13 protein-coding genes are annotated in these 16505 nt (G+C 63.0%); 7 read left to right on the top strand and 6 right to left on the bottom strand.

Annotation, left to right across the window (positions count from 1 at the left end; translation table 11 throughout):
• Positions 1-27: 27 nt before the first annotated feature.
• The 4 genes from ACQZ5H_RS11115 to ACQZ5H_RS11100 all read right to left on the bottom strand — a co-directional run bounded on the left by ACQZ5H_RS11115 (position 28) and on the right by ACQZ5H_RS11100 (position 5023).
• On the bottom strand, positions 28-1602 hold the full coding sequence (locus ACQZ5H_RS11115; protein ID WP_449097711.1) for an aldehyde dehydrogenase (NADP(+)): 1575 nt from the start codon (positions 1600-1602) through the stop codon (positions 28-30).
• Between the two features lie 44 nt (positions 1603-1646).
• Positions 1647-2477, bottom strand: coding sequence for a class I SAM-dependent methyltransferase (locus ACQZ5H_RS11110; protein WP_449097710.1), 831 nt, complete (start codon positions 2475-2477; stop codon positions 1647-1649).
• A gap of 603 nt (positions 2478-3080) precedes the next feature.
• The gene (locus ACQZ5H_RS11105) at positions 3081-4040 is read right to left on the bottom strand and encodes a hypothetical protein (RefSeq protein ID WP_449097914.1); all 960 of its coding nucleotides are present in this window, start codon (positions 4038-4040) and stop codon (positions 3081-3083) included.
• A gap of 158 nt (positions 4041-4198) precedes the next feature.
• Positions 4199-5023: a bifunctional allantoicase/(S)-ureidoglycine aminohydrolase gene (locus tag ACQZ5H_RS11100; RefSeq protein ID WP_449097709.1), complete on the bottom strand. Its 825-nt coding sequence runs from the start codon at positions 5021-5023 to the stop codon at positions 4199-4201.
• Positions 5024-5364: 341 nt separating this feature from the next.
• On the opposite strand from ACQZ5H_RS11100, the gene ACQZ5H_RS11095 reads away from it, so the two are divergent.
• The 5 genes from ACQZ5H_RS11095 (at position 5365) to xdhC (ending at position 11945) form a co-directional block, all read left to right on the top strand.
• The gene (locus tag ACQZ5H_RS11095; RefSeq protein ID WP_413711442.1) at positions 5365-6654 is read left to right on the top strand and encodes an NCS2 family permease; all 1290 of its coding nucleotides are present in this window, start codon (positions 5365-5367) and stop codon (positions 6652-6654) included.
• Positions 6655-6857: 203 nt separating this feature from the next.
• Complete coding sequence (gene uraH / locus ACQZ5H_RS11090; RefSeq protein WP_449097708.1) at positions 6858-7223, top strand: hydroxyisourate hydrolase; 366 nt, start codon at positions 6858-6860, stop codon at positions 7221-7223.
• A 2-nt stretch (positions 7224-7225) separates the two neighbouring features.
• A complete protein-coding gene (xdhA, locus tag ACQZ5H_RS11085; RefSeq protein ID WP_449097707.1) occupies positions 7226-8704 on the top strand; it encodes a xanthine dehydrogenase small subunit in 1479 nt (492 codons plus the stop codon).
• A 3-nt stretch (positions 8705-8707) separates the two neighbouring features.
• Positions 8708-11062, top strand: coding sequence for a xanthine dehydrogenase molybdopterin binding subunit (xdhB, locus tag ACQZ5H_RS11080; protein WP_449097706.1), 2355 nt, complete (start codon positions 8708-8710; stop codon positions 11060-11062).
• A gap of 4 nt (positions 11063-11066) precedes the next feature.
• A complete protein-coding gene (xdhC, locus tag ACQZ5H_RS11075; protein WP_199625211.1) occupies positions 11067-11945 on the top strand; it encodes a xanthine dehydrogenase accessory protein XdhC in 879 nt (292 codons plus the stop codon).
• Here xdhC and ACQZ5H_RS11070 read toward each other — a convergent pair.
• Positions 11888-12829 (bottom strand): LysR family transcriptional regulator, encoded by a 942-nt coding sequence (locus ACQZ5H_RS11070; RefSeq protein WP_449097705.1) that lies wholly within the window; start codon positions 12827-12829, stop codon positions 11888-11890. The genes xdhC and ACQZ5H_RS11070 overlap by 58 nt on opposite strands.
• A gap of 136 nt (positions 12830-12965) precedes the next feature.
• On the opposite strand from ACQZ5H_RS11070, the gene ACQZ5H_RS11065 reads away from it, so the two are divergent.
• Together ACQZ5H_RS11065 and guaD are read left to right on the top strand one after the other, a co-directional pair.
• A complete protein-coding gene (locus ACQZ5H_RS11065; protein ID WP_449097704.1) occupies positions 12966-14207 on the top strand; it encodes a urate hydroxylase PuuD in 1242 nt (413 codons plus the stop codon).
• Complete coding sequence (gene guaD, locus ACQZ5H_RS11060) at positions 14204-15538, top strand: guanine deaminase (protein WP_449097703.1); 1335 nt, start codon at positions 14204-14206, stop codon at positions 15536-15538. Before ACQZ5H_RS11065 ends, guaD begins: the two co-directional genes overlap by 4 nt.
• A 62-nt stretch (positions 15539-15600) precedes the next feature.
• Here the strand turns inward: guaD and ACQZ5H_RS11055 are convergent, their stop codons facing one another.
• On the bottom strand, positions 15601-16428 hold the full coding sequence (locus tag ACQZ5H_RS11055) for an IclR family transcriptional regulator (protein WP_449097702.1): 828 nt from the start codon (positions 16426-16428) through the stop codon (positions 15601-15603).
• Positions 16429-16505: the final 77 nt, after the last annotated feature.

Here is a 16505-nt window from a genome sequence, read left to right as displayed (position 1 = left end):
GCAACCGGCACCTCCCAGTCTCGCAGGTTAGCGCTTCCCGTCAACGAGATGCGGAAGGGCTTCAAGCGTGCCGGGCTGCAACTCGGCGGGGAGGAGCGCCTGCGGCATATCCTGGTAGCAGACCGGCCGCAGGAAGCGTCGGATCGCGAGCGTGCCGACCGAGGTCGTGCTGCTGTCCGATGTCGCCGGGAAGGGGCCACCGTGGACCATGGCATGAGAGACTTCGACGCCCGTCGGCCAGCCATTGGCAAGGATGCGCCCGGCGCGCCGCTCAAGAACCGGAATGAGCGGGCCGGCTGCAGCGACGTCCTCGGGCTCGAGATGCAGCGTCGCCGTCAGCTGTCCCTCGAGCTGTTCGGCGGCGTCCCGCATCTCATCGACGCTGTTGCAGACGATCAGCAGCGAGGCCGATCCGAAGATTTCCTGGCTCAGCTCCGGGTTGGCGAGGAAGCTCTTCACATCGGTCTTGAACACCGCCGCGCGGCCGCGGTTCGGCCCTGCGGGCGGCTGGCTTTCGGCAGCCGCCGACACGCCGTCGTGAGCGGCAAGCGCATCACGCCCGGCTTCGTAGGCTGCATGAATGCCGCTCGTCAACATCGGTGCCGGCTGGTGGGCGCCGAGCTCGGCCTCGAGCGTCTGGAGGAAAGCCGAAAGCCCTGCGCTCTGCTGCACGAACATCAGGCCCGGGCTGGTGCAATATTGGCCGGCGCCGAGCGTCAGCGATGCGGCATAGCCCTTGGCGATCGCTGCAGCGCGCTTTTCGATCGCCTGTGGCATGACGAAGACGGGATTGACGCTGCTCATTTCGGCATAGACGGGGATTGGCTCGGGGCGGGCCGAAGCCAGCGCCACCAGCGCAAGGCCGCCGCGGCGCGAACCGGTGAAACCGACCGCCTTGATCTTCGGGTTCTTGACCAGTGCCGTGCCGGCGGCGATTTCGCCGGGGAGATAGGAGAACACGCCTTCCGGCATTCCCGTCCGTTCTGCGGCGCTGCGGATGGCGCGGGCGACAAGTTCGCCGGTGCCAAGATGTGCGGGATGGCCCTTGACGACGACAGGGCATCCAGCCGCCAGCGCCGACGCGGTGTCTCCGCCCGCAACCGAGAAGGCGAGCGGAAAGTTGCTCGATCCGAAGACGGCGACGGGGCCAAGCGGGATCTGGCGCATGCGAAGATCCGGGCGTGCCAGCGGCTGGCGATCCGACAGGGCGCTATCGATGCGCAGATCGAGCCATTCGCCATCGCGCACAGTCTGAGCAAAGAGGCGCAACTGATTCAATGTGCGTGCAAATTCGCCTTTGAGCCGCCCCTCCGGCAGGCCGCTTTCGGCACCCGCGCGTTCGATGACGGCCGCCTGCGAGGCGTCGATTTCTTCGGCGATTGCATCCAGGAAAGCGGCACGCGTTGCGATCGGCAGCTGGCGGTAGCGGTCGAACGCATTCCAGGCGAGGTCGCAGGCGCGGGCGACGTCTTCTTCCGAGGAATTGCGGAATTCGGGTGTAAGGGTTGCCGATGTCGCGGGATTATACGCGATCAGCGTCTTTTGGCCGGGAGCCACGTCGCTATTGCCGATCAAGGCGGCCCCGGTGATGCGATCTGACATGAAATTGTCTCCGTCGATATTCTTCATTCTTGCCGGTAATGCGATCAGGGCTTTTGCGCAATCGCCTGAATGAGGCCGGCCCTGCCTTCGCGCAGATTGCGCCCGAGATTGCGGCCGGCAATGCCGAACTCGCTGCCCATGACGACATGAAGGCCGAGCGCCGGAGGTTTCGCCGCTGCTGCCTGCGCGCGCTGGCGCGCCTCGAACCAGTCCGCACCGGCTTCCGTGCAATCCGTCCACGACGTGATGCGGAAGCCCTGCGAAACCAGCGCGTCTCGCATCTCCTCGGCGGTCACGACAAAACTCATCGCCGGTTGCTCGGCCCATGGTACCGGGAAATGCATGGGAGTGACTTCGCCGGCGACGACGTCATAGATCGCCAGCTTCCCGCCGGGCCGCAGGACACGGAACGCCTCGCGGTAGAAGCCGGCGCGATCCGCGATGTTCATCGCGACATGCTGCGTCCAGGCGAGATCGAACATGCCGTCGTCGAACGGCAGAGAAAGCGCATTTGCCTGCTTGTAGGCAACCTTTCCGGAAAGGCCGGTCCGCTCCGCCAGGAAGCTCGCCGCATCGACGAAAGACTGGCTGAGATCGATGCCCGTCACCTTGCAGCCGAACCGCGCCGCGAGATAGCGCGACGGTCCGCCGAGGCCCGAACCGATATCGAGCACCGCTGCCGAGCCGTCGATATCGAGAGCATCGGCAAGCTCGACCGTCGCCGCCAGGCCGCGCGAATGAAACTGGTCGAGCGGCGCGAGATCCTCAGGCGCCAGCACGCGGCCATCAAGGCCATCGGCCGCAAGCGCTGCTTCCAGACGCTCCCTGAGGCTGCCACGATCGTAATATTGCTGAATGGATTGGTTTTCGGCCATCGCCTGATCTTCCTGTCGCCATCATGCGGCCGTGCTGGCGAGGAGCCAAACATCGGCCAGGATGCCGATTTATAGCCGGGCGTGAGGCCGAGGCCTATCGGCATAAATGCCAATCTTGAGGTCATTTACGCCAGATGAAAGGGCGGCATCCGAAGCGCTGTTGGCGGCAATTGCGGGGAGCGGCCAACGATGGCGCCGGCCGCTCCCTGTCTCCGAGCGACCCGCCGCCTGGCGCTCAAGGAGGAGGACATGATACGCCTCCAAGGCACATGAAGGTATCAATCCGATGAAAGTCTGACGGCGCGTGGCCGATGAGCCGCAGCAAAACGTTCCTGCGGCAACAGAGAATAGCGCTATTTCAAGAGCTTGGCCTGTGGACAAGTGGTGGAAAACCTGTGCAGCCATCAGGCCGGTAAAGCCGGAGTGTTCTTCTCTTGTTCCGTTGCGGCTTGCGCTCGGCCTGCGACTCGGGTCACATTGTCCTCAACCAAGCTTCGGCCTCCGCCGCAACTGACGCCGAAGATTTGGTACGGGCGCTCCCTTCTGGTCGAGCGCCCACTTTTTTTCGAAGAGGCTATTCTCTGCGAATGATCGCGCTTCGGATCAGTTGGTCGTGCTGTCGCACATCGGCACGGGGCGCGAGGGCTGCGGCGGATGATCGGCCTTGTACTGGGCGATGATCGGCTCGAGCTTTTCCTTCGGCCAGAACTTCGGAGAGCCGATGGCTTTCAGGCAGGAGGCGTTCCAGTAGCTGCCGTTGGTGACCGGCGATTGGCCGGCTGCGACGGCTTGCGCGACGGCTTTGATGTCGCTGGAATCCGGGTAGATGTAGAGCGTCGTCGGGTTGCCATCGACCATGGACAGAACCTTCGGCGCATCGGATGGCGACCAGCTGGTGCAGCCGTCGCTGCGACCGCCCGCATAGGTCACGAGTTTGCCGAGCGGCGTATAACCCTGGCTATTGGCATAGGGGCTGTCGGGCTTCTTCTGCATGCAGATGCCGGATACGAGGGCAGCCGCATGGCCACCGATCGCCCGCTGTCTGGCATTGGCGGTCTCACCGATCCCGTCGAACTGCACGAAGGAGCGGATGAAGGCCGCCTGCCGGTCGGCGCTGGTGCGGTAATAGCCTTTGAAGGAGGTTTTGATCTCGCTCGTCAGATAGGCGCCGCCGGCGGTCAGGTTGGAATCCAGCGCGTTGCCGAAATTCTTGGCGCATTCCCGGCCATTGGAGAAATTCGCCACACCTTGAAGATTGCGCCCGCCACCGTGACCGGAAGAGATCACGCTGAACGACATGTCGCCCTCGCAGATCACATAGAACCGGCCGCTCGACTGGTCGCCGGGGTCGTTCGGCCGCGTAGCGTCCATCGCGAAATAGCAGCCGTTCCGGACTTTGCCTTCGGCCACCTTCGAGAAATAGAGACTGCGCGCGCGCTGGAGGACGGGCAGGGCGATCTGCCCGTCGTCGACGCCGACATGCTCCATCAGCCAGTTCGGGATCGGCAGCGTGGAGCCGGACGGCGCCGCCTGTGCGGAAGCCGCCATCGAGAGAAGCGCCATGCCGGCAAAGCCAAGGAGTGAAAACCTTCTGGACACGGCGCATTCTCCTGGCAGTTTCGCGGCACTATTCGTTCGGCGCGGGTTGGTCGATCCCACCTAGCTTATAGATGATGGTTTAATAAGTTTTAACGGCCGGGCAACGATCTGCTGGTTGATTGTTACCGCCCGAGCTTCATGTGCCGGTTCACATCCTTGTAGAGGAGGTAGCGGAACTTGCCGGGTCCGCCGGCATAGCAGGCCTGCGGGCAGAAGGCGCGCAGCCACATGAAGTCTCCGGCTTCGACCTCCACCCAGTCCTGATTGAGCCGGTAGACCGCCTTGCCTTCAAGCACGTAGAGGCCGTGCTCCATGACATGGGTCTCCATGAAGGGAATGATCGCACCCGGCTCGAATGTGACGATCGTCACGTGCATGTCGTGGCGCAGATCGAGCGGATCGACGAAACGGGTGGTCGCCCACCGTCCCTCGGTGCCCGCCATCGGCGAGGGCGCGATATCCTGTTCGTTGGTGAAGATGGGTTCGGGAGTGCCGAGACCTTCCACCTTCTCATAGGTTTTGCGGATCCAGTGGAAGCGTGCGGTTTCCTCGCCACGGTTTCGCAGCTGCCAGCCGCAGGAGGGCGGCAGGAAGGCATATCCGCCGGGACGGAGCACATGATTTGCTCCCGCAAGCTCGACGCTGATCTCCCCCTCGACGACGAACAGCACGCCTTCGGCCATCGGATCGGCCTCCGGCTGGTCGCTGCCGCCTCCGGGGGCGACTTCCATGATATATTGCGAGAAAGTTTCAGCAAAACCGGAAAGCGGACGCGCAATCACCCAAAGGCGCGTCTTCTCCCAGAAGGGCAGGTAACTGGTGACGATATCCATCATCACGCCCTTGGGGATGACTGCGTAGGCTTCCGTGAAGACGGCGCGGCCGGACAGGAGCTCTGTCTGGGCAGGGTTGCCGCCACGCGGCGAGAAGTAGGTAGGCTTGGTCACTTTGCACTCCGCGAACTATTGTGCATATATCGATGGGTGCCCGACGATATCGGGGCAGAAACGGGCCGAGCAGCGTTGCAGACGGCCGTTTCAGGCGGTCTGGCCGGCCGCTCTGCGACCTTGAAGAGCAGAATAAAGCGCGCCGAAACAGTTGCTAAAATTTGAAAGTCTTTTGCATTTTTTCGGGGAAATCCTGATCTAGCGCCGCGCTTTCAGGCAAAGCACAATCCCTCTCAGCAGGAAAATTCCGGATTTCGGGTTTCTTGCGCCTGTATCCGGAGGAGATGCAGGCGGCCCCATGACATAGGGCAGCGCCGGGAGCGCTCGCCTCGGGAGGAATTATGTTCGAACGGCTTTTCAAATTGCAGGAGCACGGGACGACCGTGCGCACCGAACTCATCGCGGGCGTCACGACGTTCCTGACGATGTCCTATATCATCTTCGTCAACCCCGACATTCTGTCGAGCACCGGCATGGATCGTGATGCGATCTTCGTTGCCACCTGTCTGGCAGCGGCACTCGGCTCGATCGTCATGGCGCTGGTCGCCAACTGGCCGATCGGCATGGCGCCGGGTATGGGGCTCAACGCCTTCTTCGCCTTCACCGTGGTCGCCGCCCTGGGCTTTACCTGGCAGCAGGCGCTCGGTGCCGTCTTCATCTCGGGCATGATCTTCGTGCTCCTGACCGTGACAGGCGTGCGGCGCTGGCTGATCGATGGCATCCCGCATTCGCTGAGAAGCGCGATCGCCGCCGGTATCGGTCTGTTCCTGGCGATCATCGCGCTGAAGAGCGCCAATATCGTCGTTGATAATCCCGCGACACTCGTTGGTCTCGGCAATCTGCGCGAAACCGGCCCGCTGCTGGCGATCTTCGGCTTCTTCGTGATTGCCGTGCTCGATGCGCTGAAGGTGCGCGGCGCAATCCTGATCGGCATTCTCGCCGTCACTGTCCTCTCCTGGATCTTCGGCGTCAGCGAGTTCAAGGGCATCGTCTCGATGCCGCCGTCGATGCTGCCGACATTCATGCAGCTCGATATCGTCGGTGCGCTGCATGGCGGCCTGGTGCACGTCATCCTCGTCTTCGTGCTCGTAGAGGTGTTCGATGCCACCGGCACGCTGATCGGCGTTGCCAAGCGCGCGAAGCTGATCGAAGAGGGCAGGCCGAACCGTCTGAGCCGGGCGCTGCTCGCCGATAGTGCCGCGATCGTCGCAGGCTCGCTGATGGGCACTAGCAGCACGACCGCTTATGTCGAAAGCGCCTCCGGCGTGCAGGCGGGCGGCCGCACCGGCCTCACAGCACTGGCTATCGCCGTGTTGTTCCTGGCAGCGCTCTTCATCTCGCCGCTCGCCGCTTCGGTGCCGAGCTACGCGACGGCCCCGGCTCTGCTCTATGTCGCCGGCCTGATGATGCGCGAGCTCACCGAGATCGATTGGGACGACCTGACGGAAGCCGCACCGGCAGCCCTGACGGCGCTCGCCATGCCCTTCACCTACTCGATCGCCAATGGTCTTGCTTTCGGCTTCATCAGCTACGTCGTGCTGAAGATCGGCACCGGCCGCTGGTCGGTTCTGCATCCAGCGACGCAGATCGTCGCGGCGCTCTTCGTGGTGCGCTTCGCCTTCTTCGCTTAGCCGCGAAAGCCACATAAAACCGGGCCGTTCGAGGGGACGGCCCGGCTTTTTGCGTTCCGGTTTCCGTGATGGCGGCTTTGTAAAGCCCAATCCTGCCCGCCATTCCCCCTCTAAAACTTGAAAGTCTCGAAGGATCTCGCTGCTTTTCAGGGGAATGGCCCTGTCCGATATTGGAGACAGGAGTGCTACGCTTGGGAGAAATCATGCAGTCTCATGTAACAGGAGCCGGTCGGCTCACGACCCATGTTCTGGATACGGTGCGCGGAAAACCCGCCGACAGGCTGCGCATCGACCTCTACCGCATCGAGGACGAAACGGCGCATCGGCTGAAGTCGGTCAATACCAACGACGATGGGCGCTGCGATCAGCCGCTGCTGTCGGACGAAGCGATGCGGGCCGGGACCTACGAGCTGCGCTTCCATGCCGGTGACTATTTCCGCGGCACAGCGGGTACGGCCGAGTTCCTCGATATCATCCCGATCCGTTTTGCCATCGCCGACGAGCGTGTCCACTACCATGTGCCGCTGCTCGTCTCGCCCTTCAGCTATTCCACCTACCGCGGGAGCTAGTGATGACTGTCGCCATCCGCCAAGAGTTGCGCTTCATTCTTAATGGGCAGGACATCGCTCTCTCAGATGTCGCGCCGGACCAGACGCTGCTCGACTGGTTGCGCCTGTCGCGCTCGCTGAAAGGTACAAAGGAAGGCTGTGCCGAGGGCGATTGTGGCGCCTGCACCGTGCTCGTCGGGCGGCTGACGCCGGCGGGCGGGCTTGTCTATGGGAGCGTCAATGCCTGCATCCGCTTCCTCGGATCGCTGGATGGCTGCCATGTGGTGACGGTCGAGCATCTCTCCGGCCGCGACGGACGATTGCATCCGGTGCAGCAGGCGATGGTCGACTATCACGGCTCGCAATGCGGCTTCTGCACGCCGGGCTTCGTCATGTCGCTCTATGGGCTCTGGATGCAGACGCCGGAGCCATCCGACCGGCAGATCGAGATCGCGCTGCAGGGCAATCTCTGTCGCTGCACGGGCTACGAACCGATCCTCCGTGCCGCGCGTGCCATCTCCAGCTATGGCGGGACTGCCAGGGATCCACTGCTCGTCGAACGCACGGCGATGATCTCGCGATTGCAGGCGCTGCGGGACGGTGCGCGCGTCGAAATCGAGAATGGCGGAAAGCTGATCGTCCCTGTCGATCTCGACGACTTCGCCGCGATTTTCGAAGCGTCTCCTGCCGCCACTGTCGTCGCCGGTTCCACCGATGTCGGCCTCTGGGTCACCAAGCATATGCGCCGGATTTCGCCCGTCATCTTCATTGCCGGGCTGCAGGAACTGAAGACGGTCTCGGTGAAAGATGGCCTGATCTCGATCGGCGCCGGGGTCACCTATTCCGAGGCGATCGAGACGCTGTTGCAGCACATTCCGGCGCTCGGTGAACTGGTGAACCGCATCGGCGGCCAGCAGGTGCGCAACATGGGCACGATTGGTGGCAACATCGCCAACGGCTCGCCCATCGGCGACACGCCGCCGCCGCTGATTGCGCTGGGTGCGACACTCACCCTGCGCAAGGGTGCCGAGCGCCGCACGATCCCGCTGCAGGACTTCTTCATCGCCTATGGCAAGCAGGACCGCCAGCCCGGCGAATTCGTCGAGGCCGTGCATGTGCCGGTGCCTGCGGCCGATGAGACATTCGCGGTCTACAAGGTGACGAAGCGGCGTGACGAGGATATCACGGCGACGCTCGCGGCCTTCTCTCTCAAGCTTTCGAACGATGGCACGGTTGCGGGAATACGGATCGCCTATGGCGGCATGGCCGCGACGCCGAAACGGGCTTTTGCCGTAGAGGAGGCGCTGCTCGGGCAGCCCTGGACAGAGGCCACCGTTGAACGCGCGATGGAGCGTTATGCGGAGGACTATGCGCCGCTGAGCGACATGCGCGCGACCGCCGAATACCGGGCGCTGGTGGCAAAAAACCTTCTTCTCAGATTCTACCTGGAAACGACATCGGGCGCCGAACAGGCGCAGCTGTCCAGATACGAGGCTGCGTGAGCCATGAACAAGCACACTGCCGACATCAAGGCCGAGACGATCACCGGCGGCGTCCATACCAGCCCGCGCCATGATTCCGCACACAAGCACGTTGCCGGTACAGCGATCTACATCGACGATATCGCCGAACCCGCCGGCACGCTGCATGCCGGGCTTGGCCTGTCGAATGTTGCGCATGGCATCCTGAAGGAGGTCGATCTCTCGGCCGTCGCTGCCGCACCCGGCGTCGTCGCGGTGCTGACCCATGAGGATGTGCCGGGGGTCAACGATATCTCGCCGTCCTATATGAACGACGATCCGGTGCTTGCCGTCGGCAAAGTGGAGTTTCACGGCCAGCCGATCTTCTGCGTCATTGCCGAGACGCGCGAGCAGGCGCGCCGCGCAGCACGCCTGGCAAAGATCACCTATGAGGAACTGCCGGCCGAGATCGACATATGGGACCTCGACGTTTCGACCCATCGCCAGGTCGTGACGCCGCTGACGCTGAAACGCGGCGATGCTGCGGCCGGGCTCGAAAGCGCGCCGCGCCGTGTGAAGGGCCGCATGCGCCTTGGCGGCCAGGACCATTTCTATCTCGAGGGACAGGTGTCGCTGGCGCTTCCCGGCGAGGATGACGAGATCATCGTCTATTGCTCGACACAGGGGCCGAGCGAAACCCAGCACATGGTTGCCCATGCGCTCGGCGTGCCGAGCAATGCCGTGACGATCGAGGTGCGCCGCATGGGCGGCGGCTTCGGCGGCAAGGAAACGCAGGCAAACCAATGTGCGGCGCTGGCCGCGATCGCGGCCAAGAAGCTCGGCCGTCCGGTCAAGCTCCGCCTCGACCGCGACGAGGACATGGCCGCGACCGGCAAGCGGCACGACTTCGCCATCGATTACGATGTCGGCTTCGACGAGGAAGGCCGGATCCTGGCGATCGATTATACGTTCGCGCTGCGTGCCGGTTTCTCTGCCGATCTCTCCGGCCCGGTCGGCGACCGCGCGCTGTTCCACTGCGACAACGCCTATTTCTTCCCGGCGGTGCATGCGAAATCGGCGCCACTCTACACGAATACGGTTTCCAACACCGCCTTCCGCGGCTTCGGCGGACCGCAGGGCATGGTCGGCGCGGAGCGCGTCATCGACGAGGTGGCTTTTGCCGTCGGCAAGGATCCGCTCGAAATCCGCAAGCTGAATTTCTACGACGCCATGGGCGTCGAGGGTGAGCGCAATCTCACGCCCTATCACCAGAAGGTCGAGGATTGCATCATCCAGCGGATCGTCGCGGAGCTGGAGGAGAGCGCCGACTATGCCGGCCGCCGCCAAGCGATCCAGGAGTTCAATGCCCGGAACCGTGTCGTCAAGCGTGGCATCGCGCTGACGCCAGTGAAGTTCGGCATCTCCTTCACCAAGACGGAATCGAACCAGGCCGGTGCACTGGTGCACGTCTATACCGATGGCTCCGTGCATATGAATCACGGCGGCACGGAGATGGGGCAGGGGCTTCATCTGAAGGTCGCGCAGGTCGTGGCCGAGGAGTTCCAGATCGATCTCGACCGGGTAAAGATCACCGCGACAACGACGGCCAAGGTGCCGAATACTTCGCCGACCGCTGCTTCCTCGGGTGCCGACCTGAACGGCATGGCGGCGCAGAATGCGGCACGACAGATCAAGGACCGGCTGATTGCCTTTGCAGCCGAAACCTATCAGGTGCCCGCCGAGCAGGTGATCTTCCTGCCCAACCGTGTCAGGATCGGCGCGAACGAGATCGCCTTCAACGATTTGGTCAAGAAGGCCTATATGGCGCGCGTCCAGCTCTCGGCTGCCGGCTTCTACAAGACCCCGAAAATCCATTGGGACCGCGCCAAGGGCCGCGGCCATGCCTTTTATTACTATGCCTATGGCGCTGCCTGCTCGGAGGTTTCGATCGATACGCTGACCGGCGAATATGTCGTCGAGCGCACCGATATCCTCCACGATACCGGCCGCTCGCTGAACCCGATCATCGATATCGGCCAGATCGAAGGCGGCTTCGTCCAGGGCATGGGCTGGTTGACGACCGAGGAGCTGTGGTGGGACGGCAAGGGGCGGCTTCGCACCCATGCGCCGTCGACCTACAAGATCCCGCTCGCCTCCGACCGGCCGAAAATCTTCAACGTCGCACTGACGGACTGGTCGCAGGCCTACGAGCCGACCGTCCATCGCTCGAAGGCCGTCGGCGAGCCGCCCCTTCCGCTTGGCCTCTCCGTGCTGCATGCTCTTTCGGACGCGGTTGCGAGCGTTGCGGATCACAGGATCTGCCCGCGTCTCGACGCGCCGGCAACGCCCGAGCGGGTGCTGATGGCGATCGAGCGGCTCAAAGCGGCGAACAGGGAGTGAGCGCATGCCTGCCGCGCGTGAAGACATCCGGGATTTTCTGCGCCGTGAACCGGCTTCGATCCTGATCGAGGTCGTGGGTGCGGCGGGTTCGACGCCGCGCGATACCGACGCCTGGATGCTGGTTTCAGAGCGGGCGATCTTCTCGACGATCGGCGGCGGCCAGCTGGAGCATATGGCGATCGACCAGGCACGCCGGGCGCTGCGGCTGCAGACCGCTGCAGGCACGATGAATGTGCCGCTCGGCCCGGAGATCGGCCAGTGCTGCGGCGGCCGGGTCAACCTCGCGCTGACGGCGGTCGATGCTCGCCTTGCGCGGGATCTCGTTGCGCGCAGTGACCGGGAGATCGCTGCGCGCCCGCACGTCTATGTGTTCGGAGCGGGCCATGTCGGCGATGCGCTGGCCATGGCGCTGTCGCTCGCGCCCTTGCGCGTCATTCTCGTGGATACACGCGAAGATGAGCTGGCCGCCTCGACCGTGCCGCGGATCGAGACCTGTCTGACGGCGATACCGGAGGCGGTCGTTCATGACGCCCCGGCCGGCAGCAGTTTCGTGATCCTGACCCATGACCATGCGCTGGATTTCCTGATCACTGCCGAAGCGCTCAGCCGCCCCGACGCCGCCTATGTCGGCATGATCGGCTCATCGACCAAGCGGGCGACCTTCCGCAGCTGGCTGTCGCGCGAGGTTGGTCATCCCGAATTGTTCGACAAGCTCGTTTGCCCGATCGGCGGAACCGTCGTGAAGGACAAGCGACCGGCCGTCATTGCAACGCTCGCCGCCGCCGAAATTATGACGGCGGCGCTGAGCTGGTCGGCAAGGCGTGCTCAGGCGCCTTCGGTCTCGGCGGGTTCGTCATCCAGCAGCTTGCCGATCAGCCGCTGACAGCGGTCGGCCATGAAATCGATCATCAGCCGCACCTTCGGATCCTGGAAGCGCTTGTGCGGATAGAGAGCGGCAAGCTGCACGGAGGCGGGCGGACTGTCCTTCAGGATCTCCACCAGCTTACCTTCTCTCAGATAAGCCTTCACCTCGAAGAGCGGCTTGTTGATGATGCCGCGTCCCTCGAGCGCCCATTGCGTCAGGACATCGCCGTCGTCGCTGTCATAGGGGCCGCCGACTTCGAACTTGCGCAGGCCTGCTGCCGTCAGGAGCGTCCAGAAATATTCTTTCGAACCGGGATAGCGCAGCAGTAGACAGTCGTGCTTGTCCGAGATCAGCGCATCCGCATTCTCGGGCATGCCGCGCCGTTCGATATAGTCCGGCGAGGCACAGAGCACGCGCTGGCAATTGAGGATGCCGCGCATGCGCAGGTTCGAATCCTCGAGAACGCCAAGTTTGAAGGCGACATCGACGCCTTCGGCGAGGATGTCGACATTGTGGTCCGAGAGGCGCACCCGCACCTCGATATCGGGATATTTGTCGTGGAACTCGGGGATGCCCGAGGCGATCAGCCGGCGGCCGATGCCGAGCGGCGCGGTGATGCGCAGCGACCCCTTGGGATTGCGCGACAGGTCGGCAATCGCGCCCTCCGCCTCGTTGACGGCCTCGATGATCTTGACCGCCCCTTCATAGAAGACGCGGCCATGCTCCGTCGGCGACAGCTTTCGTGTCGTCCGGTTGAAGAGCCGGACGCCGAGATGGCTTTCCAGCTCCTTGATGCGGTTGCTGGCGACAGCAGGCGTCACGCGCTGGTCGCGCCCCGCGGCGGAAAGCGTACCGAGTTCGATCACGCGAACGAAGACGCGGATGTTATCGAGATAGGACATAGCGCTTTCTACCACATCATTTCATGGGACAGCGGCCGCGATCTTATAGATTTTTTTGAAAGTGTTCGAGGATTTCACGGGATTTCCGGGGAAGTCGCGCGATGGCAGAACCGTTCCCGATAACTGGGAGGTCTCCATGTACGAATATGCCATCGCCTGGGATTGGGTGACATTCGCCGTCCGCTGGCTGCATGTGATAACGGCAATCGCCTGGATCGGCTCTTCCTTCTATTTCGTGGCGCTCGATCTCGGCCTGAAGAAACGTCCCGACCTGCCGCCCGGCGCCTTCGGTGAGGAATGGCAGGTCCACGGCGGCGGCTTCTACCATATCCAGAAATATCTGGTGGCGCCGGCCAACATGCCCGACCATCTCGTCTGGTTCAAATGGGAGAGCTATGTCACCTGGCTTTCGGGCTTCGGCATGCTCTGTCTCGTCTATTATGCCGGGGCGGATCTCTACATGATCGATCCTCACGTGCTCGACGTGTCCAAGCCGGTGGCTATTGCCATCTCGCTCGGAACGATCGCTGGCGGCTGGATCATCTACGACCTGATCTGCAAGTCGCCATTCGGCAACGACAATACGCGGCTGATGGTGGCGCTCTATTTCATCTTGGTTTTCGTCGCCTGGGGCTATACGCATCTGTTCACAGGCCGCGCCGCCTTCCTGCATCTCGGTGCTTTCACGGCGACGATCATGTCGGCCAACGTCTTCTTCATCATCATCCCGAACCAGAAGATCGTCGTCGCCGACCTGCTGGCCGGGCGCACGCCGGATCCCAAATACGGCAAGATCGCCAAGCAGCGCTCGACGCATAACAACTATCTGACGCTGCCCGTCCTGTTCCTGATGCTGTCGAACCACTATCCGCTGGCCTTCGGCACCGAGTTCAACTGGATCATCGCCTCGCTGGTGTTCCTGATGGGCGTCACCATCCGCCACTACTTCAACACCCGCCATGCCGATGCCGGCAATCCGACATGGACCTGGATCGTAACCGTCATCATCTTCATCTGCATCATGTGGCTGTCGACGGTGCCGAAGATCCTGACGGGCGATGCGGCGGAGGCGAAGATCTCGGCAGCTCAGCAGCCCTTCGTCACCGCCGAGGCCTTTCCGAAGGTGCGCGATACCGTGCTGGGACGCTGTTCCATGTGCCATGCGCAGGAGCCCGGGTGGGAGGGTATCATCAAGCCGCCGAAGGGCGTGACCCTGGAAACTGACCGCGACATCGCCGCCCATGCCCGCGAGATCTACCTGCAGGCGGGCCGCTCGCATGCCATGCCGCCCGCGAATGTCACTCAGATCACCGACGACGAGCGGCGCCTGCTTGTGTCCTGGTACGAGAGCGCCATCAACGGAGAGAAGACCCAATGACCGATATCCTGATCCGCGGCCGCGTGCTGACTTTCATCTCCGAGCCGCAGGGCATCGATGACGATGCCTCCTATCGCTATTTCGAAGATGGTGCGGTTCTGGTGCGCGGCGGCAAGATCGTCACTTCGGGCGTCTATGGCGATGTCAGGAAACTCGCCGCCGCCGATATCAAGGTCGAGGATCACCGCCCGAACCTGATCCTGCCGGGCTTCATCGACACGCATCTGCATTTCCCGCAGACGCAGGCGATCGCCTCCTATGGCGCGCAGCTGCTGGAATGGCTGAACACCTATATTTTCGTGGAGGAGCAGAAGTTTGCCCGCCCCGCGCATGCCGCCGAAGTCGCCGGCCGCTTCATGGACGAGCTTCTGTCGAACGGCACGACGACTGCCGTCGCCTATTGCTCGGTTCATCCCGAAAGTGTCGATGCCTATTTCACGGCCGCCGAGCAGCGCGGCATGGGCGTCATCGGCGGCAAAGTGATGATGGACCGCAATGCGCCGGAAGCGCTGCGCGACACGCCTGAGCGCGGATATGACGAGAGCAAGCGGCTGATCGAGAAATGGCATGGGCGGGGCCGCGCGCGCTATGCGATCAGCCCGCGCTTCGCCATCACCTCGACACCTGAACAGATGGAGATGAGCAAGGCGCTGGTTTCCGAGCATCCGGATTGCTACGTGCAGACCCATCTCTCCGAGAATCTCGACGAGATCGCCTTCGCCACCTCGCTTTATCCTGCGGCAAAGGACTATACGGATATTTATGCCCGCTACGGCTTGTTGAACGAGCGGACGCTGCTCGGCCATTGCATCCACATGAGCGACAGGGAAATCTCGGTTCTCGCAGAGACAGGTGCCGTCGGCGTCTTCTGCCCGACATCGAACCTCTTCCTCGGATCCGGCCTGTTCGACAGCGCCCGTTTCGACAAGCTCGGCGCCCGCTGGTCGGTCGCGACCGATGTCGGGGCGGGTACAAGCTTCTCGATGCTGGAGACCATGGACGAGGCCTATAAAGTTCTGCACCTGCAGGGCCAGCGGCTGACGCCGCTCAACTCCTTCTACCGGATAACGCGCGGCAATGCCGTGGCGCTTGGTCTCGAGCAGGAGATCGGTTCGCTGGAACCGGGTGTGACCGCCGATATCGTCATCCTCGATTCCCGCGCCAAGTCTGCGATGGAATACCGGATGCGGACAGCGCGGTCGCTGATCGAAGAACTCTTTATCCTGCAGACGATGGGCGACGACCGCTGCATCGCCGAGGTCTATGTTGCCGGCAAGGCGATGAAGAAGCCCCGGCGCGCGACCGCCGATAGGCAGCTCGAAACCGCCTGATCTGTCGATCAGATCAAATCCTGCCGCCGGCCCTCACGAAGGCCGGCGCTTTGCATTTAAGCTCAGGGCCGTTTCGAGCGTCCGCCCATCGCCTTGGTCAAGCCCTCGGCCACGCTCTCCACCAATGGGCCGATGGCCGCAATCTTCTCATCAGGCAGCCGCACGGCCGGTCCCGAGATGGATATTCCGGCAACCGCTTCGCCATACTCGTCGAAGATCGGCGCGGCGACGCAGCGCATGCCGAGCGTGTGCTCCTCATCGTCGATCGACCAGCCGCGGGCGCGGATCTCCGCGACATCGCCAAGCAACTTCGGCAGGCTGTCGCGCGTCTTGCCGGTGAAGTGCTGCAGCGGCCGGCCTGCCAGCAGCGCCTCGATCCGCTCATCCGCCCAAGTCGAGAGAATGGCCTTGCCGATCCCTGAGGCATGGATCGGCCCGCGGCGTCCAGGCCGGAAGAAGGCGCGCATCGGCGCGTGGCTTTCGACCTGGGAGATGAAGACCACGTCGCCGTCATCCTCGATCGCGATATTGGCGGTCTCGCCGCATTCATCCATCAGCTGCTTCAGGAACGGACGGCTGATCGTGCCGAGCTTGCGGAAACGCAGATAGGCCGTGCCGATCTCGAAAGCCCTGACGCCGATCGTCCAAGCACCGGTCTCGCCATCATGCGTGACCATGCCGTGCTGCGCCAGCGACGTCAGCAGCCGGTGTACGGTGGAGGGCGCCATGCCGGATTGCTCCGCAAGATCTGTGAGGACAGCGCCTTCAGCCTCCGCCACCAGTTCCAGAAGCTTCAGGCTGCGGTTGAGCACCTGGACCGAGGAGGGAGCCGCGTTCTCGGACGGCTTGCGTCCCGGTTTGCCTCTCCCTTTTTCCTGATGCTCCGCCATGCCATCATCTCCTGTCCCTCGGTGGTCATGACATAGCCGGACGCGATCGATTGTTCCAGATTCATTGAAAATGTTTA

This window comes from Rhizobium sp. 21-4511-3d (genome assembly GCF_053522545.1).
Note: the sequence above shows the minus strand (reverse complement) of the source record. Positions and strands in the feature narration are given on the sequence as shown.